The organism is Bacteroidia bacterium, assembly GCA_033391075.1.
Lineage (GTDB): Bacteria > Bacteroidota > Bacteroidia > J057 > J057 > JAWPMV01.
On record JAWPMV010000002.1, the window covers coordinates 37,910 to 60,611 of the forward strand.

Sequence of the window (22,702 nt, forward strand, 5' to 3'; positions counted from 1 at the left end):
ACATAATGAGCAAAGGTGTTTCGTGGCAATTTTCAATTCATTGTGTTCTACAATCATATGTATAGCATTTAATAGACTAGGGGTTAAATATTAATACAACCACAGGCGCAGGACTAGAATAAGCCAGATAATAGCCTAGACGTACTATTTCCAGAAAAGGCTTCCACCTCTTCATAATTTTTTTATTGTGCTGGAAACCTTTAGAGAAACTTCTACGACTTAGCCTAATGAGTCTTTCTTTTTGATTGCCCATCTACAGCCTTTATTCAGTTAAGGTTAATTATTCACGTTAAGTTTAAAGTCGAAAAATGAGTCTTAATCATTTATGCTCTGTATGTCAAAGTCATGATACAACCGAACTGTACTCACTCTCTCAGGTACCTACTCAAGATGGGCGTCTTTCTGAAACCCTCAAGGAAGCCAAAAGTAGCCCCATAGGGAATATTGATCTGGTGTATTGCTATTCTTGTGGATATGTAGAAAACGTAAGTTATGACCGGGGAAAAACGAATTTTGATTCTTATGATTTTTCTGTCTTTCATTCTCCCTCCTTTGCCTCTTATCTTGATAGGATCGTATCTAGACTGGTGAAAAAGCATCATATATACAACAAGACAATTTTGGAAGTGGGTTCTGGGGATGGCTATTTTCTCAAATCACTTTGTTTACTCGGGGATAATGATGGTATTGGCATAGATCCTGGGTTTGAACTTAAAGCAGAAAAACATTCTACTTTTTCTGTAAACTTTATTCGCGAGTACTATTCCGAAAAACACCAGGATCTTAGACCTGATTTCTTGTTTTGTCGCCATGTATTAAATGCTGTTCCTGACCCCATAGGATTTCTCAAGACAATCAGAAAAAATCTAAAGAATACTCCTGATTGTGTACTTTATTTTGAAGTTCCCAATGCACATTACACATTTGGAGAAAAAGTTGTTTGGAATGTTGTCTATGAACACAAATCGTGGTTTGCCCCCGCTTCACTCGTCCATATTTTTGAACATTGCGGGTTTGAAGTATTAGACGTAGTTCCTTGTTGGAAGGACGAATTTTTGGCAATTGAAGTCAGGCTTGCGCAAGCAGCTTTTAAGGTGGATGCGGTATTTAAAAAAGACCTTGTGTTGTTTTCAAATGAGGTTCAATCATTTCAAAATAGTGTTGAAAAAATCACAGAAGAAAATAGAAAAAGAGTAGCAACAATTGGAACGAAAAGCGTTAAAGTTGTCATGTGGGGCGCAGGAGCTAGAGGGCTTGCATTCTTAAATATGTACCCAGTTGATAAAACTATCCAATATGTTGTCGATATCAATCCCCTGAGGCATGGGAAATTTATGCCAGGATCAGGACATACTGTAATCAGCCCTGAAGAGCTCTCTGCGATTAAACCGGATTTGATCATTATTAATAACCCTACCTATGAATTGGAGATAAAAAACCATGCTTCGAGACTTGGATTACATGCAGAATTTTGGGTTCTTAATTAAAATATACGTATGAATACGCCTACAATAAGCATACTTGTAGTTACCTATAATCGTAGCCAAATTGTACGACGGGCTGTAGATAGCATCCTTGCACAAACCTATCAAGATTTTGAAATCATATTGGTCAACAACGGATCTACTGATAATACGAGCGCAGTTTTGGCTCCCTATCTGGACAATGAGAAGATTAGGTATTTCACTATATCTGAAAACAAGGGTGCTGCAGCTGGATTTAACTTTGCTTTTGATCAAATTCAGGGGGAGTGGTTTACTTTGTTACCAGATGATGATGTACTTCTTCCTAGTGCTTTTGAAACCCTTCTCAAGATTCCCCAAAATATTGATCCGACTATCACTGCGGTAACATGTAATTGTATTGACAGCTCAACCAGGGGCTTTTCAGGGTACGGATTGTATGAAAGCCAATTCCTGGACTTAGAAAAGATTGTGAAAAATTGCTCCGGTGAATTTTACGGAATTACCAAAACCGAATTATTAGGAAATAAGCGGTTGAATGTTGATTTGATAGGATATGAAGATTCTTTTTGGTACCAAATTGATGCGATAGCCAAACGGTATTACTTACACGAAGCCCACAGAATATATTCTACAGAGATCGACCCCTTATATAGAATCTCTATGACTAATGAAAGCCATCAGAGAAATATCAAGCGAAAAGTCCAATTATACAGTGTTTTATTGCATGAAGACTTCTATTGGAAAGTTACCAAAAAATACAACTTAAAGGAATTTCTCATGCGATCCTTTTATGGGTGGTTTTTCCTACATCTGGTGAAGGACAAGGAAGGAAGTCAGGGATATGCACAAAAACTGGCAGAGATTCCTGGCTTTAATAAATACAAACTTTTTTCGATGATCTTCACTTTAATGGGAACCAAGATCTCCAAATTCCTATATGTAAAGAAGCTGGTTTAAACAAAACCAAATATTTCTTACATAAAAAAATCTATTGGAAGCTTTTTCCAATAAAAATACGACTAGGCTAGTAAAAGAGTCTAAAATCTTGGATCAAGATCAAAAATTAGCTGAATCTTTAATAGGTGCTTGTCGAAAGGGAGATTTATCTGCTCAAAGAAATCTCTATGCACACTATTATCGTTATGCGATGGGAGTTGCACTTAGGTTCTGTAGCACCAGAGAAGATGCGATGGAGGTTGTTAATGACAGTTTCTTAAAGGTCTTTGTAAAACTACAGTCCAAAGAAAAAATAAAAGTTTTCCGACCCTGGTTTCGTCGTGTTCTGATAAATACCTCTATTGATAACTTTAGGAAACAGAAAAACCGATTTCAAACCCTGGAGATTGCCTATGCTTTTTCTGAGAAAGATTCTTACACCATTCTCGATAAGCTAAATGAGGAGGAAATAATAGCGTTGATCCAAAAACTGAGTCCGGCATATAGGATGGTATTTAATTTATATGTCATCGAGGGTCATTCGCACAAAGAGATTGCAGATAAACTTGGCATAGAGGTAAGCACATCAAAGGGCAATCTCTCCAAAGCGAAAGCCCGCTTAAGGATATTGCTCAGTAAGATATATCCTGAAAGAATTGAACATTATGGATGAACAAAACATAGATCGCAGGCTTAAAGAGCGATTTGAATCATTCGAAGACTCACGCTTTGATGAGCAAAATTGGGAAAGATTATCCCTTGCCCTCTCTCATATCAATAAATCAGCAGGGAGAGTCTTGATTAGTTCCAAACAATTTCTTTATTCGACCATCATTCTTTTACTTTTATCCAACCTTATCCTCATAGGTTTTTTGCTAAAAGGTAATGCTAGAATCGAGCAACTTATGGACAAAGTCATAGAGAATGGAGATATAAAAAGCACTAATGACACGATCTATATTGCCGCTGCTACTCCATTGACCATTGCTATAAATACAGACTTACCATCAGGGGAAACCCTTAACCCTTTGACGAAACCAGAAAATAGAGAAACTTTTTTATCTAAAACAAGCAATCATATTAAGGAAGAACTTTTACCAAAGGAAAAAATTGAGTTAGAGAAAAGCGCCTCGTATATAACCAAAACAGAAGGTAGAGAAAATCTAAAAACACAATCTAGGTCGATGAGCATAGATAGTTTAGCTCCTACTGCTAAGGAGGTCAAAAATAGTGCAGTTCCTAAAGAATTAGTGAATACACCCAAAGATGCTATTGCTGATAATAAACATTCAAAAAGATTACAATTACCAAAATTGAGCCTCAGACCTGGTTTTTTCATTGGACTTCCTAGAATCAGTACGGATAAGAGTAAAACAGTTCCTGGATTTACCTTGGGGGTTGATCTGGAATTTCAATTGTCAGATCAGTTGAATCTTCATACAGCTATTTCTTATCTCCCGCTTTCCTATAAAATCGATGATCATGATCTTCCTGGAGCGATAAATCAATTAATTAAGACCTATCCTGCTATTTCAGAAGATCAGTCTATAAGAAGCTTGCATGAGGTAATGTCAACTTCTCAAACTTTCGAAATACCCCTTGGGATTAGATATGATCTAAAAGTTCTAAATAATTCAAGGGTTTTTGTTGAAGGAGGTATCTATGGGAGATGGTTTTTAAACCAAAAATTTGAATACGAATTCACTAAGGGAGAGAGCAGGCTTATACGGAATATGAAGTTTCATGATCCATCCTTTTCTTTTGGAGGGTTTTACGCAGCCTTCGGGAATAAAATTAGACTACGGAAAAACATAGGGGAAATAGAAATTTTTCTAAAAAGAGATTGGAAGCCGCAAGGTTTAGAAGGCAGAATTTATAGTATCTGGGGCTTAAAGGGATCATACAGATTGCATCCCTAATCATTAATATAAATAATCAGTTTTGAGCTTTGATTTCACTGCATGTGAACTCAAGAGATTAAGCGTTTGCAAAAGAAGTATGAATTTCACTCAGAAATTGAAAAATCGAATCAGTAGTGGGCATGAGCGAACGGTTCGAGCAAAAAAGAATATTCTCCTTGCAATTTTTTATCGGGGTATAGGAATTTTAGTAGGCTTTGCCATATCTCCTTTGTCTTTAGCATACCTTGACCAAACCCAACTTGGCATCTTCATTTTAATTTCTACAACCTTTGATTGGTTTGAAGATCTTGATTTAGGAGTAGGTAAAGGGATGAAAAATAAGGTAGGTGAAGCAGTTGCAAAGGGTAAGGATTTGGAGGCAAGGGCTTATATAAGCTCAGCCTATGGGGCGGTATCGATTATTTTTGCTTCACTTGCTTTTGTCTTCATTTTTGCAAGCTTCCTGATCCCATGGTCAGAGTTTACAAAAACTGATCCTGGGATGAATTCGGAAATACGAATGTTGGCCATTATAGTTTGTGCAGCTTTTGCGATTCGCTTTGTTTCCTCTTTGATATATGACATTTTTGGCGCACTTCAAGAAACGGCCAAGATTGATTTTTACCATACCTTGACAAAGGTTACTTTCCTGGTGATCATGTGTCTGTTAATTTACTCGACCGAATCTTCTCTCCTGTATTTCGGTGCTTCCAAGTCCTTCACTTTTGCTTTTATCCCCTTGATAGTTGGCTTTTTTGCTTTTAGAAAAAACCTAAGGAAATACGCTCCTTCTATTCTCTTTTTCCAAAAGAAATATCTAAATACCCTGCTGAGTTTAGGAGGGATGTTCTTCCTGATCAGAGTAGCTATGGTAGTCATTTATCAAACCAATACCCTACTAATCACCACCCTTCTGGATGTCAGTCTGGTTCCGATTTATGATTTCTCCTACAAGTATTTTAGTATCCTCCTCATGCTATTTGTGATCATTACGAATCAACTTTGGCCTGCTTATGTAGAAGCTTATGCCAAAAATGATTATGAATGGATGAGAACTACTATCGACAAAATTGTAAAGATTTGGCTGGGCAGCGTCGTTTTGGGAATCCTCATGGTTCTATTTTCACAAGTCTTCTATTTCTATTGGATCAACGTCTGGCAAACAGAAGACAAGATTATGGTTTTTCCCCTGTCAGTGTCCATTTTTATTTGTATGTCCGTTTGTATGACTAATTGGGTAAACGCCTTTAACCTGGTCCTGAATGGTACTGGCAAGATTCGTTTGCAAATGTATGCCATGATCTTTGCAGCCATAATAAATATCCCAGCCTCAATTTTTTTTACCAAAACTTTAGGGATGGGTATAGAAGGGATCATTTTGGGTACGCTAGTAAGCCTGATCCCAAATGCGATTTTGGCCCCTGTCCAGGTTAAAATGATTCTTAGAAAAAAGGACAAGGGAATATGGTCCAAATAAAGTACAGTAATTCATTCTAATTCCGTTTTTGCCATATGATCAAAACTATGAATCTTAGTAAGTCTTTGCTCGATAAGTTAATCCGAAGGAAAAGCATATGGTATGAAAAATTGAGAGGATTGGATTTTACTAGGACTGTGGATAGTAAAACCCTTCGTTTAGACTATTTCGAAGGGGATGTGTTTTACGCAGCTACTTTAAGCCGTGATTTAATAGAAGTATTAGATGTTATTTCAATTCCAGAGGGAAGCAGAATCCTCGATTTTGGGGCAGGAAAAGGAGCTGCCATGAAAATCATGCAAAAATATAACTTCCTGGAGGTTGCAGGTGTAGAAATATCCGGAGATTTATGCAAAATTGCCCAGAAGAATTTCAAGATCTTAGGGTTCACAGATCTTGAAATATATGAATCGGATGCTTCCCTATTCGTGGATATAGATCGATTTACTCATTTTTATTTTTTTCACCCCTTTTCTAGAGATGTGATGAAGCAAGTTCTAGATAATATCCTAAAATCAGTTCAGGTTTTCCCTAGGAAAGTGAGCCTGATTTATTACAATCCCGGTTATCAGGATTTGCTTGATGCTAGACGAGAACTGAAGCTTGAGAAAAGCTTCGAAGGATGGAAATACAGGACCCTGGTTTATTCATACAAATAAATCCTCGAAATTTGTTCAAAATTTATACTCAATATTATGGCTGTTCTTAATGGACAAAAGAGAATATATTCTTCTCTTATCGGGAAAATAAAAAGGAAAATAAAAATTATTCGAGAGAAGCTTATGGGTCTAGATTTTACTAAAACCGTTGATAACAAATCACTTGGGCTTGATGAATTTGGTGAAGGGATATTTTATGCTCCAAGCGAAAATCGAGACCTGGAAAAAATACTGAATACTCTCAGAATCTCTCCCTTAGATCGAATTCTGGATTATGGTGCTGGTAAAGGGGCAGCCATGATGTTAATGGATAACTATGATTTTGCAGAGGTAGCAGGGGTAGAGATTTCAAAAGAACTCTGTGAAATTGCTAAGAAAAACTTTAAGCATCTTCAAAAGCCTCACCTGAAGGTTTACGAATCAGATGCACGGGAATTCTCTGATATTGAGCGTTTCACGCATTTTTATTTCCTTCATCCCTTCCCTCCAGATGTGATGGAAGTTGTATTAAATAACATCCGGGATTCTTTTATAAAGAACCTGAGAAAAGTCAATCTAATATATTATAGTCCAGCTCATAAAAATGTATTTGAGGAGCGAAATGACCTATTCTTGAATGTGTCTATTAAAGGGTGGAGATATGAAACTAATATCTGTACCGAGCGGTGGACAAAAGAGGAAAAACCATCGATTTTATCTTTTTCACAAACGTAATGCAAAGGCTGCAAAACGCTTTCTACAGAAAGAAATCAAAGGTTTAAAGAATTGGCAACAGCCTTACGTTATCAATACAGATCAAAATCCTAGCTATGGAGCAGCAATAAAAATGCTCAAGGAAGAAAATCGCATTTCAGAATTTTGTGAGCATCGAAAAGTCAAGTACTTGAATAATATAGTTGAGGCCGACCATGGGGAAATTGAAACGCTTGATCAACTGACCCTTTTTGAACATTCCCACACCCTCAAATCCTCCCCTCAAAAAAATCCACTGCCCGCTTCGCTCTACTCTCCTCCCGCGCTTTGCGCGAATAGCGTTTTGTATTCTCGGTGCTATGATGCCCCATGTCATCGGCGACCTCTTCGAGTCTACCTGTGCGGCCCATTTGCTCTGTGCCAAAAAAGTGGCGAAGGCTGTGGGCGGTCTTTTGGCCGTTGGGATCAATGACTTGGCCTAAAGCCATGCATTTGCTTTTGAGTTCTTTAACAATCCAACTGATAGAACGGGTGGTAAGTCTATCGCCATGGGTTCGGGGCGAAACGGAGGTAAAGAGTGGCTCAGGCCCAAAGAGAGGTTCGCGTTCTTCTTTATAGGCCATTAATAGTCGAAAAGTGCTGGCGGTTATGTGCACAAAATCTTCTTTCACCTCCGAGCCTTTGCGCTGAACATCCAGGGTGGGAAGGCCGTTGCTAGTGCCTATGTCCTCCCAGTTTGCCCGATAAACTTCTATGGTTCTAATCCCCGTATCTGCCATTAGGGCGATCAGGGCTTTGTCTCTTTTATTATCTGCCATATCAATCAGGGCAATCACTTCTTCCAGGCTAAAGGCTTCCTTTCTTTTGGCCCGAGAAGTAACTGGTTTTCTGAGTTTTACAGGATTGGCAGGGTTGAACATAATGCCTCCTATATTATTATCCAGGATGCAGTAATCATAGAAACTCCGAACGGAAGATATTATCTTATTCACATAAGCCGTGGAAAGCGGTTTTCGCTCGTCTTCTCCCTGGCAGGGGTCGCCGTATCTTTTCAGCTCTTCGATGTAATAGTAAATGTCTTTCGCATGAACGCGGTTAACCGGTATTTCTCTAAGAGCTAGATAACCCAAAAACTTCTCAAAGCTATAGCTATAGGTTCGCTTGGTTGATTCGCTGGGCAAAGTGCTCATCCAGTTTCTAAAGATTTCTTCTTTGGTAACGCTAAAGTCTCCGAGCAGTTTCTGCAGATCTTCCATAGGCTAAATATACACATTCTTTAATTGCGTGGAATACATATCAAGTTAGGAGTATTTTATCGAATATTTGTCAAAATAAAAGAAGATTAGTTAAGAATGAGGCCCTGCTTGATTGGAAATGCTTTCATCTTCGTATTATTTATTATTGTAAAATAAGGTTAATCGACAAGAAATAGGAGTAGAAGAATTTCGGAATTTATTTTTTGAAAAGTCCCAGAAAGTTTTCAGTTAGATTTTCTTACATATTTTATTGAAGCCTATCATTTTTTTGATAAACTTGGCCTAATGAGTCATATACGATCCTAATCAAATTTGCTGACAACCCATCTTGTCTATCAGCCATTCAAATAAGTAACAGCAAGTGTTCCCATGACAGTGGATTGTATTGTCATGCATTTTATAGCTCAGTGAAAGCTGGGCTTTTCTTTTTGTAGTGTTAGGGGATTATATGACTTATACTGCAGGGGGTAATTCGATTTTTGAAATATACGAAATATAACATATTGGTGATTAATTGTAATAGTTGTAGATTAATAAATCGGATCAACACCTAAGAATATCTTTTCAAGCTGATCAACTTCATTTGTGAGTACTTGGTCTCAATTAACTTAAGAGGCAAATGAAAGACTCAACTTTCTTATCCCCGCTTATTTTTTACGCTGAAGATAGTGCCGTTCAAACTCAGCTGTTTTCATGCGCTATGCAAGAAGCAAAGCCTAGATTCGAAGTGGTATATTTTCTCAATGGTGAACTATTGATTGAAGGATTGAGCCAAGCAGAACGAGAACAGAGGCCTTTCCCAAATTTGATTCTATTAGATCTGGAGATGCCTATCCTCAATGGGTTTGAAACCCTGGAACTATTGCGTAAAGAAAAAGTATTTGACGAAATTCGAATTTTTATCTTTTCATCTGTTGTGGATGATTGGATGGGAAAGGAGCTTATTCAGATGGGCGCAAATGCGTATATGAGAAAACCTATTGATTTGGATGAACTTATAAGTATTATTGTTTACCTGGATGAGACTATTTAATTTTCCAGTAAACAGGAACGATTATTCATCGGCTAATATATCTGAATTCAAGTAGTTGATATTCAGAACGGTATCTATCATAATAGGACCTGGATCTTTGTTTTCTATGCAATTTGTTTTTTACCCATAGCCGCTCAACTATTTCCAGATAATCGCTCAAAATACGTATCAAAGCCTCTTTTTTGGGATCATCACTTCCTGTTACTTTGATAATGAACTCTTCAAGGGTATGGAAGAAATCTGTAAGTATAAGTGCCTGATAAATAGGGTTTTCATGTTTTTGTAGGCAAATACAAATTTGCTTTTCCAGTTCTAATCTGGAACGTACATTAAGAATAACTTGTTCTATCGGATTCTTTTTCATCATAGAAAATTGAGAAAATCTGTGAGAGAGTTTCATTAAGTGTAAAAGGCTTCTTGGTGAGTTTTCGTGCTTATTGAGAGATCGTTCATTACTAGCTTTGGGACTTAGCTCTAAAGCCTTTTCATAGAATTCATTGAGTTGGCTCCATTCGATAGGTTTATGTATAAAACGCTCGACATAAGCCTGTTTGAGGATTTGTTTGAAGGTATAGGAGGATGAATCTGCTGAACAAAGCCAGATAAGGGGAGGGGAGTAGGAGAATTCTTTTAGCTGCATAATAATATCAAGAAACTGCCAGCCATCAAGGTAGGGCATATGAAGATCTAGGAGAATGGCATAAACAGAATTATGGATTTTTAATTCCTTTTCAAGGAAATAAAGGGCATCTCTTGCATCGGAGAAACATTTAAGCTGAAATTTACTACCAATGCTTTGGAGAATATTTTGATATACAGATAGAGTCGTTGAATCATCTTCAACGATTAAGATATACGGTTTGGCAGCATGATTTGCTGGAGACTTCAATATATTTCCTTTAACAGAGAAAGGACAAAGTTGGTCAGCCTTGACTACTTATTCAAGGAAAAGTAGCTGAGTGGAGAAATCCTATGTTTGAATAAGTATATCTGCAACAAAAATGGCAAACAATTTGAGGTAGTTTAAGGTGTTCATCCTGTAAATTAATCCCATATGGTTCAAGAGTTGCGGGAGCATTATGCTTTCAAATTTGGCTTGTTAAGTCAAGCGGAGGCTGAAAAAGTAATTTCACTTGGCTTCAGCAAACAACTTCCTCCCAAAACGATCTTTCGAGAAATAGGACAAGAAGATTATAGACTTGCCTACGTACTTAAGGGAATGTTAAGAACGTATCAATTGAATGATAAGGGAGAAGAAATTACTACTTTCTTAACTTTTGAGCATGATCATTCCATGAGTCTTCGCACCATCTTAAATGGGGAAGGTTCAAGGTATATGGTCCAATCAGTAGAGGAAACCATGCTTTTATGTATAGATTATAGAGATCTCATGGAGGTATCAAAGAAGAATCCTGGATTCCAATCTGCCTATCGATTTTTTGCTGAAAGAGTAATTTTAGAATTGCTGGGAAGGATAGATAATTTTGTACGTAAAAGTCCGGAAGAAAGATATTTAGATCTCTTGCAGAAAAGACCAGGTATTTTTTCTCGGATTGCGGCGAAAGATATTGCCTATTTTTTAGGGGTAACACCTGTCTCTTTGAGTAGACTACGCAAAAGAGTTCAGCAGAAAAGTTGAAAAATTATCTTTTGTTAATAGATACTTAGTTCAAAAGTATTAAGTTTGACTAGTCTTATGTTTTGTACTCAAATTTACGCAGAAGACTTTAAACCCTTCCTCAATTCTTTCAAGCACTATTGACTTATCTTTCAAGGGAAGATAGAACGGCAATTAAAACCTATATATCTCAGATATTAGGAACTATAAAACTGTTGCAAAGAATATGTAATAGGAGCCAATTGAGCTCAAGGAAATAGATTCTCAATTGATTGTATGTAAGAGTAAATATGAATTGAACCATTATACAGCGCCTCTCAACCAGGGCGCAATGACCATGTTGCTTGAAGTCGAGAGTTTCTAACTTTATGGAACTCTTCGACTTTCTTTAATACAAGAAAATTTTCAATCGTTAGGTAATCCTAAACCCATCTGATGCCCCTTTATTGGGGCATTTTTTTGTTAATAAAAATGAAAAACTACTTTCATAGAAACGTATGCCTAAGTCAAGGCATTAATTTGAAATCAGATAGGTTAGGTCTCTTATATGGAATTTAAGCCCTTTTGACTATTTTATTGGGGCGCAAGAGTATAAATAGATATTTCTCCTATCCCTGCATTTCTGCCCAATAGACTTTCATAAAAGCCTCTTAATATAATAGGTCCTTCCGAATTTTTTAGCAAATGATGCAGGGTCTCAAGATTAAATATGGCTTCCTTATTGAAATGCGTAATGATAAATCCTGTTTTCGGAGAATTATTTCCAAACTTTCCGCTGAGTAGGATACGGTTGATCCTTATCCCGGCATTTAAACCAAGTGCCCGGGCTTCTTCATACGTTAATTGCTCTATTTCAGCTCCGAGGGTCTCAAATATTGCCCTATCAACCGGACTCGAACCCCATTCTGGCTTAATATTCAACTGATAATTTTCAGCTTGAAGGAGAACTTGAGCAAACGATAAATTTACCCAAGCGAAAAAGATAATGAATATGTTTAACCTCATAGATAAAGTATTTTTCCTTTAAAATTCATACGACTACTCTTTATGATAGTTTTACTATCATCCATTTTTTATGATTAAGGAGCATTTTATGGCATATAAAGGACTTTGTATTTAGAATTTCACCTTATTTAAGAAAAATACTGTTAGTAATAGTTTTGTCAATAATAGTAAAATTATTATCTGCGATATTCGTATTGTCAAATAACTAATAATCAACTCATAAATTATATGAAGAAAAATAGTTTTCTGGTTTTACTTATAGCGGTGGGTATGTTAACGGCATGTAGTAGCAATGGGGAGAGTAAAGAACCCTTATCGAGTAGTGGGCAAATAGTAGAGGAGTCAATCGTAGGCCTGGTAGAAAAAGTTCTTACAAAAGAAGAACAGGATGCACTAAGCCCGGATCTAGTTATTCAATCTCTGAAAGAAGGAAATGAAAGATTTATGGTAAATGATCTGACCGCCAGAGATCATTCTGCTCAGGTTCGTGAAAGCGTAAAAGCCCAATATCCAAAAGCCATCATTTTATCTTGTGTTGATAGCAGGGTACCGGTAGAAGATGTTTTTGATAGAGGAATTGGAGATGTATTTGTAGCTCGTGTTGCGGGTAATTTTGTAAATGAAGACATTCTTGGCAGTATGGAATTTGCTTGTAAAGTCTCTGGATCAAAACTTATTCTGGTGATGGGACATGAGCATTGTGGAGCAGTGAAGGCAGCGATCGATGATGTTAAATTAGGAAATATTACTCCCATGCTTACGAAAATTCAGCCGGCAGTTGAGAAAATCGAGTATGAGGGAGACAGATCATCCAAAAATCAGACTTTTGTCCATAAAGTAAGTGAAAGTAATGTGCGCAACACCATAGAAAAGATCCGGACAGATAGCCCCATATTAAAAGAAATGGAAGATAATGGCGAAATTAAAATCGTGGGAGCTCTTTACGACATGGACAATGGTAGAGTAGAATTTCTAAAATAATTGCATTCATGCTAATTACTAATCACCAGAAGTATTAGTTGCTTCTGGTGAAGTTTTTATATGGTTATGGCTAGATTAGAGGAGTCCAAACTAAAGGGGCAGAAAATGCACACTTCTATTTCCCAAAAATCATATGTGTGTGTTGATACCTCAGACCTCCATAGACTATATTAGAAAAAGTTCTTTAACAAGCATATAATTTTCCTGGAGACAATATTTGACAGATAGTCATTAAGTATAATATTCCGCTTAAGAAACTTCGGAGGGGAACAAAGAAGAGAAAACGTGGGCATAGGCCTTCTTTTGATCCCAAGAGATAAAAAGAACGAAACCTGATAGATTCGTTAGTTGGCTCAAGAACTGTAAGTGAATTGCTACTTGATTTGAGAAAAATGCCTACGATTTTGGGCTATGATCAAACTCAGTTTCATCAAATTTTATCTTAAAAAGTATTTTTCAGACAGAAGCTAGATTAATTGAACCACCAAGAAACTCAAAAAAGATCCGATAAGCCCGCCAATAAATACCCGATAAGAAATACCCAGGAGGTGATATTTCTTTCTCAGTACTTTGCCAAGTCCGTAAAGATCTCGGGACAGATTATCATACAACTTTTCCTGATCGGTTCTAAGGCCTCGGAAGTAGTTAACAAATTTATTTTCCTCTATGGACAGGAAATTTCCAAAGAAAAGCATATTCTCCCGATCCATGTCTCCGGGCGAAAATTCTTTGAGGGAATTTATGGTAGGCACGGCGCTAAACACAGCAAAAGTAGTTGCTAAGAGCGAACTTAATAAGAGAATAATGACGGGGATGTAGTTGGGGAAGTTGATTCCTTGGGAAAAGCTATCGATGGATAAACCGGCCGTAAGTCCTGTAATCAGGACCGAGAGGATTAAGGTATTGATGCTAATGATCATATTGGCTTTCCCATCAGCGATTCGGCTCAGATCGGTATGATTTTTCAGGGTAATCCGATAAGCGGTATCGATGCCTCTCCCAAAGTCTTTACCAGCCTTAAATCGCTTGTGCTCTTTTTTCAGGTTTTTGATGAACGATTTTAGTTTTAGGAGGTTCTTATTCTTTCTTTTGGTATACCAATCAATGGCCCAGGGGGTCAGAAAGCGATTGTGTAATAGTCTTTTCATCAATTCTTTGTACCAAAGCCGTTCTTCAATCGGTCGACTCGTTAAGTTTTTACATTCCAACAGAAGTAGATCGACTTTTTTGAAGAACTTCTTTTTTCCGGCAAAGGCCCATTCAGCGTCATGGAGGATATTGCTCGCCAGAATCCATTCAGGGTCTTTTTGAATCTCCCCTGAGAGTAAGGCTTTGAGTTGTTTGATTTGCTCTGGAGAACAGTCGTAGGGAGCAAGGAAGGTTTCCAACATCTGAATGCTATTCTCCACAAGTGAGCCTTCTTTGATTCCCCGGGAAATATCTTTAAAACATGCAGCGAGCATCAGCAGGTTAGATGTCTCTTCCTTCAGATTAGCTCGTTTCAGAAGCTTTTTAGACTCCTTGATAAAGACCTTACGAAATTTTAGGTTGTGGAATACGTGGCCTGGAGCTCTTTTATTGATAATGAGTTTTTCGACGTGAGTTTCTGCCTCAGGGAGGATGTTTAGGGATATCATTTCAGGAATTAATGGTGTAGGGTATAGAAAAAAAGTAAGGGACTTTTGAGCCCTTATATTCTTCTTTAAACATCCCTGCCTTTTTTCAGGCGCTCCGCTAATTCCTCCAGGTTTTGCTCACTTTTGGTTTTGATCTCTTTCCAGTCTTCCTTGATGGCTGTTCCTATTTGGTCCAGGCTTTTATCCAGAGAATCCTGCTTTTGCCTGAGAAACTTCATACGTGTTTGCATATCTTCCTTTGCATTTTCCGAGATGTTTTCCAACTCTTTCTCAAGGGAGTCAAGCTCTGTGTCAATTTGTCCCTGCATAAGCTGAATTTCCTCGGAAAGATCTTTTTTCTCTTCCTGCAGCGCCTCCGTGATACTTTCAGCTAAATCTCCCATCTCATTCTTTATATCTTCTGTTTTTGATTTAGATTCAGATTGACAGGAGAAGAACATAACTCCCAGAAACATGATACTTATACCCATGATGGCTAATTTTTTCATAATACTACTGATTTAATTTTGATTGATAGAATTGGGTTTTTGTTTGGCTAATTGGTCAAGCCGAGTTCCCCCGACTACTCCAAAGTCTAGTGTGCGTATGGGGAAGGGAATGGTAATTCCGTTTTCATCGAAAGCTGTTTTAAGTGCCACAATGGCCTTATCTCTGGCTTCCAGGTAGTCTTCCTGATGATAAATGTTTTTCCAGAATCGAAGGCTGAAATCAATACTGCTATCCCCAAATCCTGTAAAGAAGAATTCTATGGGTTCGGATTCTCTGATATCAAGTCCAGATTTACTAAGCGCTTCTAGCGCAATTTCCCTGACTTTTTCCAGTTCGTCTCCATAGGATACACCACAATTGATGTCAATTCTTCTTCTGGGAGTGTGGGCATAATTTTTCAAGGGGCTTTGGAGGACATCTTTGTTGGGAATGACTACTTCCTGCCCATCGAGTGTCAGCAGGATGGTGGACCTCAAATTGATTTTCTGGATGTATCCAAAGTAATCCTTGATTTCTACCAAATCCCCCAACTTATAATAGTCTTTGACCGACATAAGCATACCTGAAAAGAGATTGATCATGGGGTCTTGCAAGGCGAAGCCGATGGCTAAACCTGCTACCCCAGCTGTTCCCAAGAAGGCAGTAAGTGCTTCGCTCAGGTCGAGAATACTCAGGACCAGGAATAGGACCAGGAGCATGAAGAGAACCACGACCAGGTTGCTCAGTATTCCCGCCACGCCTGGGTTAGTCATGATTTTTCTCATGTATTTCGCGGAGAATTTTTTGATTCTTCCTGCTATGAATACAGAGCCCAATACGATCAGGAAGGCAAGGATAAGATTGGGTAAACTCAGTATGATACTGTCTATCCATCCACTGGTCTTATCAAACAGCTTTTCGAATGATTGCTGGAATTGTTCTTTCATTTATTAGGCAAATTTTTGGGTAAAATTCTTGACTTCGGCCTGAAACTTTTGTGCATGTTTTGAAAAGGTTGCTTTCGCTTCTTCCCAGCTTTCTTTTGACTCCTCTTTCTTACCCTCGAACTCCTCTTTGAATATTGTCCCTATATTTTTAAGATCATCCAGCTTGTTTTCTAGCTGCTCCCCCACTTTCTCAAGGACTACCTCCTGCTCTTCTTTCAGGGATGCAAGACTATCGGATACCTGATTTTTCTTATTTTTTACTTCATTCAGTGCCTCCTGAAGACTTTTCTCTAACTCATCCTGAATTTCAGGCATCTCGGATTTTAACCTTTTGTATCGGGCCTCGAGTTTTTGTTTTTTTACCTGAAGTTGGTCGACCTTTTTCTGGTAGTCTTTTTTCAGTTCGTCTTGAATAGTGTCTTTGTCTTTTTCGAGCTCATCAACCTTATCAAATAATTCGTCAATGAGATTTTTGGCTTTTTGTTTATAGCTTGTTTTTGTCATAATAAAATTTAGGTAAAGTGAAACATAGGGAAGGGGAATCCGCTCTTGCTGAAAGAGTGATCGTAGGCTTCTAGTGCCAGAAGCTTGCCTGAAAAATTAGTAGCGAAAGATGGCATTCATGCCTGCATCAGGCACAGGTAGCTCAGCATGATCAAGCAAATATACTTCTGCCCCTTTTTCGAATGCCTGCATAGCGGCAAAATCGTACAGGCAGTAGTTGTAGGCATTTTGGCCAGGGTAAAATTGGACTTTGTTATTGCTTAAGTAGCCATAAAATCCCCATAAAGGTTCATTTTCTCTGTCCAGGAATAGGTATTTGATTTTCCCCTCATAAGCAGATTTTATGATTTCTTCTTGAGAAAATGAGGCCTTGGAGGATAAATAGTTTTCCTTGAAACTGTCGAGCTTTTCTTCTCTGTCTTGCTGGTAATATTGCGAAGCAATGGACCAGGCTTTTTCATGCAAATCCATGGGATGCGTATGTTCCTGATTTCCGCTAACATGTTCCGGCAAGATATGGGTGTATTTTGACAGAGATTTATAAATAGGAATCAGATAGTCTACGCCTGCAAGTATCATGGGAAGCTTTTCATCATAGAGCATGCTCATTAAGCCTTGGTCCATTTGACGAAAATATTTTTCCAATTCTACCTCTTTGATATCCTTTCCCATGCCTTGTCCATGAAAGATCGCCTGGCTTGCTCCAACGGAATGGAATTGAAGATTTTTTTCCTCAGCTTCGTTCCCGATTTCGGCTATGTTCGCAGGAACCAGATCATCTATCATTATGGGAGTAATGTGATGGGGACCTGCTTCAAAAAACTTCGATCCACCTTGACTCAAACTCAAAATGAAGAATTTCTTTTCTTTATTGAGTAAAGAAATCAATGGACTGAGGTAAAACTGTGGTCCTACGTATGTAAGGGGCTTGCGTTTGATGGGTAAGGTATATACCTCAAAGCAATCCTCACTGATAAAGAGGACCAACATATCAGATAGATGAAGCCAAAATTCATCATTTTTCAGATATGTGTAGGCTTCTTTTAGAAACTTCTGGGCCTCTGATGAATCCATGCTTTCATAAAGAGAACGTTGGGGATCACAGAGTTTTTGTTCGGCCTCTGATAGAGCATTTTTAAACTTGATTTTATCCGCCTGGACCTGTGATTTCCTATGGGTAGGAATATAAAGGCTTAGATGTGGGTTCGTTTTTGAGTGTGAGAGTTTTAATGATTGAAATAATTCTAGAGTAAAATTCATATGAGGCTTCTGACTGCAATTGTCAGCAATATTTATTTAAAAGGATTCAAAATAAGAATAGAGAATTTGGCTTTAGTTATACGAAATAATAGGCGGAAGAGAAAAATTTCGCCTGAGCCAATGAACAATTTTAAACCACGTCAGCGGAAGAAAATAAAGGGAAGGACAGTACGTTTTTGTTTCGTTTTGTAATACGGCATACAGTTATATATACGGGATTAAAAATAATTAGTTGCATAAAAATACATATGCATTTTATTTCGGTAATTTAAAATAAATTTTGGTTATGTATTTGTCGAACATTTGGAATTGTTAGCTTCCATAAGGCTTCTTTGTTTGCATCCTTAAACTTTGATTAGGGTAGTTTTTCAATTCAATGATTTCTCCAGGAAGGTAAATGCCGTGCTTTCCTAACAGCTTGAGAATTTTACCTATAGCTTCCGATTTAATGGCCAAAGCATTTATTCGTTTGTCAAAAGTATTTATCCAAAAATAAGCGGTGATCTTTAAGGTACGATTCCCAATATCTGTTATATAAGCTGCAGGGGCTTTATCTCCCTCCAAAACTCCCGATACAGATTTTAACATTTCGGTACAGATGCGTATTACTTTTTCAGTATCTGCCTCATAATCCAGAATGAGGTCAAACTCATAACGACGAAAGCCATCAATGGTATGATTGAGGACGGGATTTTTGACAATATTTGCATTAGGAATATATACATCTCTTCCATCGAAAGTCTTGATAAGAGAATTACGCAGATTCAGTTCCTGCACTTTCCCTGTGTATCCATTGATTTCTACAACATCCCCTAATTGAAAGGGACGATTAAATGCCATCATGATGCCGGCCAGGAAGTTTTCGCCTATATCTTTAAAGGCAAATCCGATCAATAAAGCACTGACACTTGCACCTGTGAGCAAGCCCGCAGCGACATCTCCCCATCCCATGATTTTGAGGCAGATCATGAACGCAATGGCCAGTATAAATATCTTTACAGATCGGCTTAGAAACTGAGCCAGCAAAGGATCATCCATACTGGTAGCCAATTGCTTCCCCAGGTTTTTGGATATATAATTTGACAGCAGATAAAAAAGACTAAAACACAGAATGGCGACTAACAATAAGGGTAGGGCTACTGCTAATTGAGAGAAAAAGGAGGTGATTGTAGTATAAAATTCGTTTAAAAACGGGAACATAAGTTGGCTTATAGGTGAAAAAATAATGTTCTGGTTACGTGCTATTTCTAGCTACTATTTCTTCTGAGAAAAGCTCGCATCATCCAGGATTCTTTTTCGACTTCATGTAAGATCGAAACCAACATATCAGCGCTAGCTTCGTCTCCATGTTGATTGGAAAATGAGACCAAAAATCTCAGGCTTTGAATGAGAATTTCCTGGTCGCTAAGTACCTTTTCAAGCATCTCCCTGCTAGTTAACTCCCCAGAGACTTCATCGAGTACAGAAATGGTCAGGTATTCTGAAAGCTGGGTTATGGGCTTGCCCTGGAGGGCCATTACTCTTTCGGCAGTGTCGTCAATATTTTTACTGACTTTTTCGTACATATTTTCGAACTGCTTATGCAATTCGAAAAAATTTGGCCCTTGAACCTTCCAGTGAAACGTTCTTAGATTTTGGTAATAAATGTGTAGGCTGGCAAGTAGGATGTTGAGTTTTCATTGGCTATCTGAAATGTATTTATTACTAAGTGTTTGGTAATTCATGTATTTAATTTTTCGGTTGAAAATGAGTGGAAACCCTGGGCCTAGAATACAAGGCAGGGTATAGGCGATTCCTGGATAAGTTTGTGGTTATGGTAACTGTCAAATAGGCGGTCAAATAAGTTGCGATCCTTTTTTTCAAAGACCAACCAATCGGCTTCAGTAGCCTCAATCAGGATTTGAACTTCTTCTAGGTTTTGCTCTCCGTAGATTTTGTGGAATGAGAGGTTTACATCTGGAAATTCTTGGTGGATGTTTTCTCGCAGCAGGAGGAAGTTCCCCTCCGATTGCCCCATAGCTTCTTCTGAAATCATTACGACTTCCAGGCGAGCTTCCAGTCGTTTACTCAAGGTGTACATGGTCTTGAGTGGTTTTCGATTAAGGTCTTCTGCATCCATAATGAAGAGGAGCTTGTCTACCCCTTTCCAGCTAGTTGAAGGTGGGAGAATAAGAACCGGGAGATCCGTCGCACCGGCTAATCGGGTATCAAAGGTCCCGAGTATCTCTTGAAGTTTATGTTTGGGATTGCTTCCTTCCAGCACAAGCAAAAAGGCATCTTCTTCCTGAATTGTGAGAAGAACCTGATTCAGATTCGCTTCTCTTCCCAATTCGTATTGCAACTTGCTCCAAAGTCTGCTGGATTCGCGGGACAGTTGGTTATCGAGGGGAATGGGACTGACTTTTTCGGCAAAGATGTCCATAGATCGGGCTCCAAAAGGAGAAAGCCCGGAGGGAAGCAGGTTCGTGAGCGCTTGTTGTTGCTCTTCTTTAAAAGCCAACAAGCTGGCGGAGAATCGCATCCGGGCCGCCAATTTAAGTCCGTAATCTAAAATGGGATTGGACTTGCTTGCTTTGTCGAGCAGGATAAATATTTTTTCTTTTCTAAGTATAGTTTGAGACTTCATGCGTAATTGAATTAGGTATAAGGAATGGGCTCCTCTTGCTAAAGCGAGAGGAAAGAAACATATAGCTTTGGATGCTGTTAGGTAGAAGTCAGGAAAATGTGATCTCCCGGATTGAGGAGTTGCCCTTTTCTTTTCAGGTCACCCGCTGAACGAACCAGCAAATCGAGGTTTTTCGAATGGCTCAAGGATTCTTTGAATGGCTTGAACTTCAGCTCCAGGACTCGGATTAGATCATAAAGTTTGCCTTTGCTCAAAACCTCCTTGTACAGACTGAGCGTTTTGTCATAATTGTGAAAAAACAGATTTGTCTTCCGATAAAAGGGAATCTTTCTGTTTGTGGGAAGTTCCTCTACGAATAATTCAGCTACCTCTTTATTATAAATAGGGTAGTTTTCGTGCAAAGTGTGCAAAAACTGGGTAAGCAGGGAGAAGTGCTTTCCTCTAAAAGCTTTCGGTTTTATGCCGAATAACTTGCGGGATGTTTGCCGGATGTTGACTGTAGCATGTGCTTTCTCTTTTTCCAGCAATTGAAAAAAGCGCTTCATCAGCTTTACATGGTAGCTTTTCCCTCTTAGTTTGTACAGATAGGCAAAATCTGCTTGAAAGTCTTCATTCTCTGCTAGATTGGTCTTGTGAAGATTTTGTTTAATGAGGTGGTATAAATGAATTTCTTCTGGATCTATATTGTTAATGATATCTCCTCCATTTCTCAGAAGGAGTGTTTGAAACTCTTGAGTTGATAGCATAAAAAACTGAATATTAGGTCACCGTTTTTGAGGGGATCAAAAACTGATTAGGATGAACGAAAAATAAATGGGAATGATGCTAAGAACCCATCAGGGGAAAAGATAGGGATTCCAGAGAGTTTTTGCAGGAAAGAAAATAGAAATACTAGCGTGTTCTGACTTTAACATACATTTACATATACGGGGAGAATTTAAAATAGTTTAGATATTTCTACGAGTCGTAATGTTTTTTGTGCAAATGAAATAAGTTGTATAAAGTTTAGACTTTAGGTTATTTGTTTTAATATTGGGGATATATTCATAATTATCAGACATAGATGAAGCTCTTACTTTCCAGCCTAAAGATATGCATTCCTTTTGCATTACTGCTTATAATAATAGGCTGTGAAGGAAAGAACCCTAACCTTAATAAGGTCGGAGAAGATGTGCTCAAAGCGCAGGAGATTTTTGTAGAAGATTTGGAACTCAAATTTAAAGATACGGTCTATGTTCCTATTTATTCAGACATTTATAGTGAAACCAAAGATGTCCGATTTAAACTAACAGCAACTTTGAGTCTTAGAAATACGAGCTTATCAGACAGCATCTACATAGAAGACATTGATTATTACGACTCAGCGGGCAATAAAGGGCTCTGTTGCAAACATTATAAATGATCACAAGATTGTCAGGCTACTCTCAATTTATTAAAAATAATCAAACTGTCTGTCTATGAGACGGATTTCACCCATGAGTTTGCTTTTCGCTCCATACATAAACAGATCAAACTGACCCTTTTTGAACATTCGCATGGTCTCAAATCCTTTGATTGTAGCATAAGCAGTCTTCATGGATTTGAATCCCAACGTTGGTTTAATCAGTCGCTTGAGTTTTCCATGATCAGCCTCAACAATATTATTCAAGTACTTGGCTTTTCGATGTTCTGTAGATGCTGACAAGCGATGCTCTTCCTTTAGCATTTTAATGGCTTTGCCATAGGTAGAATTCTGATCTGTGTTGATCACGTAGGGCTGCTCCCACTCCTTTAACCCCTTGATTGCTTTCTGTAGGAAACGTTTTGCTGCTTTTGTATTCCGGGTATGAGACAAATAAAAATCAATGGTCCTTCCGTATTTGTCAACAGCTCTATATAAATATTTCCAGACTCCTTTTACTTTGATATAGGTTTCATCTACTCGCCACGATCCACTGAAGGAGAACTTTTTGTACCAACGCATTTGCTTTTCCAGTTCAGGAGCATATCGCTGTACCCACCTGTAAATGGTGGTATGGTCAACCCTAACTCTACGCTCTTCCATCATTTCTTCAAGATCCCGATAGCTGATCCCGTATTTGCAGTACCAACGGACACATTGTAAAATAATTTCTCTCTGAAAATGACGGTATTTGAAGGCACTCATGAGCTCGGATTAGTGATTGTGAGTTGACATTAAATATACGAAGCATAATCTTTGCAACAGGGTCCTTTAGCGCATGTAGTCTCTATAAT

General features: G+C 38.2%; 23 protein-coding genes and 2 pseudogenes. 12 read left to right on the top strand and 13 right to left on the bottom strand.

From position 1 onward, the window contains the following. The first annotated feature begins 308 nt into the window (after positions 1-308). The 8 genes and pseudogenes from R8P61_32555 (at position 309) to R8P61_32590 (ending at position 7,361) form a co-directional block, all read left to right on the top strand. Positions 309-1,487 carry a class I SAM-dependent methyltransferase gene (locus R8P61_32555; GenBank protein ID MDW3651855.1) on the top strand — a complete coding sequence of 393 codons (1,179 nt, stop codon included), beginning with the start codon at positions 309-311 and terminating at the stop codon, positions 1,485-1,487. A gap of 9 nt (positions 1,488-1,496) precedes the next feature. Continuing rightward, positions 1,497-2,423, top strand: coding sequence for a glycosyltransferase family 2 protein (locus R8P61_32560; GenBank protein ID MDW3651856.1), 927 nt, complete (start codon positions 1,497-1,499; stop codon positions 2,421-2,423). Positions 2,424-2,511: 88 nt separating this feature from the next. Beyond that, positions 2,512-3,075 carry an RNA polymerase sigma factor gene (locus R8P61_32565; protein ID MDW3651857.1) on the top strand — a complete coding sequence of 188 codons (564 nt, stop codon included), beginning with the start codon at positions 2,512-2,514 and terminating at the stop codon, positions 3,073-3,075. Beyond that, positions 3,068-4,321: a hypothetical protein gene (locus R8P61_32570; GenBank protein ID MDW3651858.1), complete on the top strand. Its 1,254-nt coding sequence runs from the start codon at positions 3,068-3,070 to the stop codon at positions 4,319-4,321. Before R8P61_32565 ends, R8P61_32570 begins: the two co-directional genes overlap by 8 nt. Positions 4,322-4,400: 79 nt before the next feature. After that, a complete protein-coding gene (locus R8P61_32575; GenBank protein ID MDW3651859.1) occupies positions 4,401-5,780 on the top strand; it encodes a hypothetical protein in 1,380 nt (459 codons plus the stop codon). A gap of 47 nt (positions 5,781-5,827) precedes the next feature. Then, positions 5,828-6,439 (top strand): hypothetical protein, encoded by a 612-nt coding sequence (locus R8P61_32580; GenBank protein MDW3651860.1) that lies wholly within the window; start codon positions 5,828-5,830, stop codon positions 6,437-6,439. A 123-nt stretch (positions 6,440-6,562) separates the two neighbouring features. After that, positions 6,563-6,949 (top strand): annotated as a pseudogene (locus R8P61_32585) (methyltransferase domain-containing protein). A gap of 140 nt (positions 6,950-7,089) precedes the next feature. Next, positions 7,090-7,361, top strand: a pseudogene (locus tag R8P61_32590) (DDE-type integrase/transposase/recombinase). Positions 7,362-7,401: 40 nt separating this feature from the next. On the opposite strand, the gene R8P61_32595 reads toward R8P61_32590, so the two are convergent. After that, the gene (locus tag R8P61_32595; GenBank protein MDW3651861.1) at positions 7,402-8,388 is read right to left on the bottom strand and encodes a tyrosine-type recombinase/integrase; all 987 of its coding nucleotides are present in this window, start codon (positions 8,386-8,388) and stop codon (positions 7,402-7,404) included. A gap of 619 nt (positions 8,389-9,007) precedes the next feature. On the opposite strand from R8P61_32595, the gene R8P61_32600 reads away from it, so the two are divergent. Next, a complete protein-coding gene (locus R8P61_32600; protein ID MDW3651862.1) occupies positions 9,008-9,421 on the top strand; it encodes a response regulator in 414 nt (137 codons plus the stop codon). Between the two features lie 25 nt (positions 9,422-9,446). On the opposite strand, the gene R8P61_32605 is transcribed toward R8P61_32600, so the two are convergent. After that, the gene (locus R8P61_32605; protein MDW3651863.1) at positions 9,447-10,310 is read right to left on the bottom strand and encodes a response regulator; all 864 of its coding nucleotides are present in this window, start codon (positions 10,308-10,310) and stop codon (positions 9,447-9,449) included. A 165-nt stretch (positions 10,311-10,475) separates the two neighbouring features. Between R8P61_32605 and R8P61_32610 the strand changes: the two genes are divergently transcribed. Further along, the gene (locus R8P61_32610; protein MDW3651864.1) at positions 10,476-11,060 is read left to right on the top strand and encodes a Crp/Fnr family transcriptional regulator; all 585 of its coding nucleotides are present in this window, start codon (positions 10,476-10,478) and stop codon (positions 11,058-11,060) included. A 552-nt stretch (positions 11,061-11,612) separates the two neighbouring features. Here R8P61_32610 and R8P61_32615 read toward each other — a convergent pair. Next, positions 11,613-12,044 (bottom strand): hypothetical protein, encoded by a 432-nt coding sequence (locus R8P61_32615; GenBank protein ID MDW3651865.1) that lies wholly within the window; start codon positions 12,042-12,044, stop codon positions 11,613-11,615. A gap of 228 nt (positions 12,045-12,272) precedes the next feature. On the opposite strand from R8P61_32615, the gene R8P61_32620 reads away from it, so the two are divergent. After that, positions 12,273-13,025 carry a carbonic anhydrase family protein gene (locus R8P61_32620; protein MDW3651866.1) on the top strand — a complete coding sequence of 251 codons (753 nt, stop codon included), beginning with the start codon at positions 12,273-12,275 and terminating at the stop codon, positions 13,023-13,025. Positions 13,026-13,492: 467 nt separating this feature from the next. Here the strand turns inward: R8P61_32620 and R8P61_32625 are convergent, their stop codons facing one another. The 9 genes from R8P61_32625 to R8P61_32665 all read right to left on the bottom strand — a co-directional run bounded on the left by R8P61_32625 (position 13,493) and on the right by R8P61_32665 (position 21,213). Beyond that, positions 13,493-14,662, bottom strand: coding sequence for a DUF5706 domain-containing protein (locus R8P61_32625; protein MDW3651867.1), 1,170 nt, complete (start codon positions 14,660-14,662; stop codon positions 13,493-13,495). Between the two features lie 65 nt (positions 14,663-14,727). Then, the gene (locus R8P61_32630; GenBank protein ID MDW3651868.1) at positions 14,728-15,150 is read right to left on the bottom strand and encodes a hypothetical protein; all 423 of its coding nucleotides are present in this window, start codon (positions 15,148-15,150) and stop codon (positions 14,728-14,730) included. 12 nt (positions 15,151-15,162) lie between these two features. Then, entirely contained in the window at positions 15,163-16,077 is a 915-nt protein-coding gene (locus tag R8P61_32635; GenBank protein MDW3651869.1) for a mechanosensitive ion channel family protein, read from the bottom strand. Between the two features lie 3 nt (positions 16,078-16,080). After that, a complete protein-coding gene (locus R8P61_32640) occupies positions 16,081-16,581 on the bottom strand; it encodes a hypothetical protein (protein MDW3651870.1) in 501 nt (166 codons plus the stop codon). 96 nt (positions 16,582-16,677) lie between these two features. Continuing rightward, positions 16,678-17,655 carry a hypothetical protein gene (locus R8P61_32645; protein MDW3651871.1) on the bottom strand — a complete coding sequence of 326 codons (978 nt, stop codon included), beginning with the start codon at positions 17,653-17,655 and terminating at the stop codon, positions 16,678-16,680. 498 nt (positions 17,656-18,153) lie between these two features. Next, complete coding sequence (locus tag R8P61_32650; protein MDW3651872.1) at positions 18,154-19,041, bottom strand: mechanosensitive ion channel family protein; 888 nt, start codon at positions 19,039-19,041, stop codon at positions 18,154-18,156. Between the two features lie 47 nt (positions 19,042-19,088). Continuing rightward, on the bottom strand, positions 19,089-19,508 hold the full coding sequence (locus R8P61_32655) for a DNA starvation/stationary phase protection protein (protein MDW3651873.1): 420 nt from the start codon (positions 19,506-19,508) through the stop codon (positions 19,089-19,091). A gap of 98 nt (positions 19,509-19,606) precedes the next feature. Beyond that, positions 19,607-20,467, bottom strand: coding sequence for a hypothetical protein (locus R8P61_32660; protein ID MDW3651874.1), 861 nt, complete (start codon positions 20,465-20,467; stop codon positions 19,607-19,609). Between the two features lie 77 nt (positions 20,468-20,544). Continuing rightward, the gene (locus tag R8P61_32665; protein ID MDW3651875.1) at positions 20,545-21,213 is read right to left on the bottom strand and encodes a hypothetical protein; all 669 of its coding nucleotides are present in this window, start codon (positions 21,211-21,213) and stop codon (positions 20,545-20,547) included. A gap of 317 nt (positions 21,214-21,530) precedes the next feature. On the opposite strand from R8P61_32665, the gene R8P61_32670 reads away from it, so the two are divergent. Then, positions 21,531-21,869: a DUF3124 domain-containing protein gene (locus R8P61_32670; GenBank protein ID MDW3651876.1), complete on the top strand. Its 339-nt coding sequence runs from the start codon at positions 21,531-21,533 to the stop codon at positions 21,867-21,869. A gap of 30 nt (positions 21,870-21,899) precedes the next feature. Here the strand turns inward: R8P61_32670 and R8P61_32675 are convergent, their stop codons facing one another. After that, positions 21,900-22,613, bottom strand: coding sequence for an IS6 family transposase (locus tag R8P61_32675; protein ID MDW3651877.1), 714 nt, complete (start codon positions 22,611-22,613; stop codon positions 21,900-21,902). Positions 22,614-22,702 lie beyond the last annotated feature (89 nt).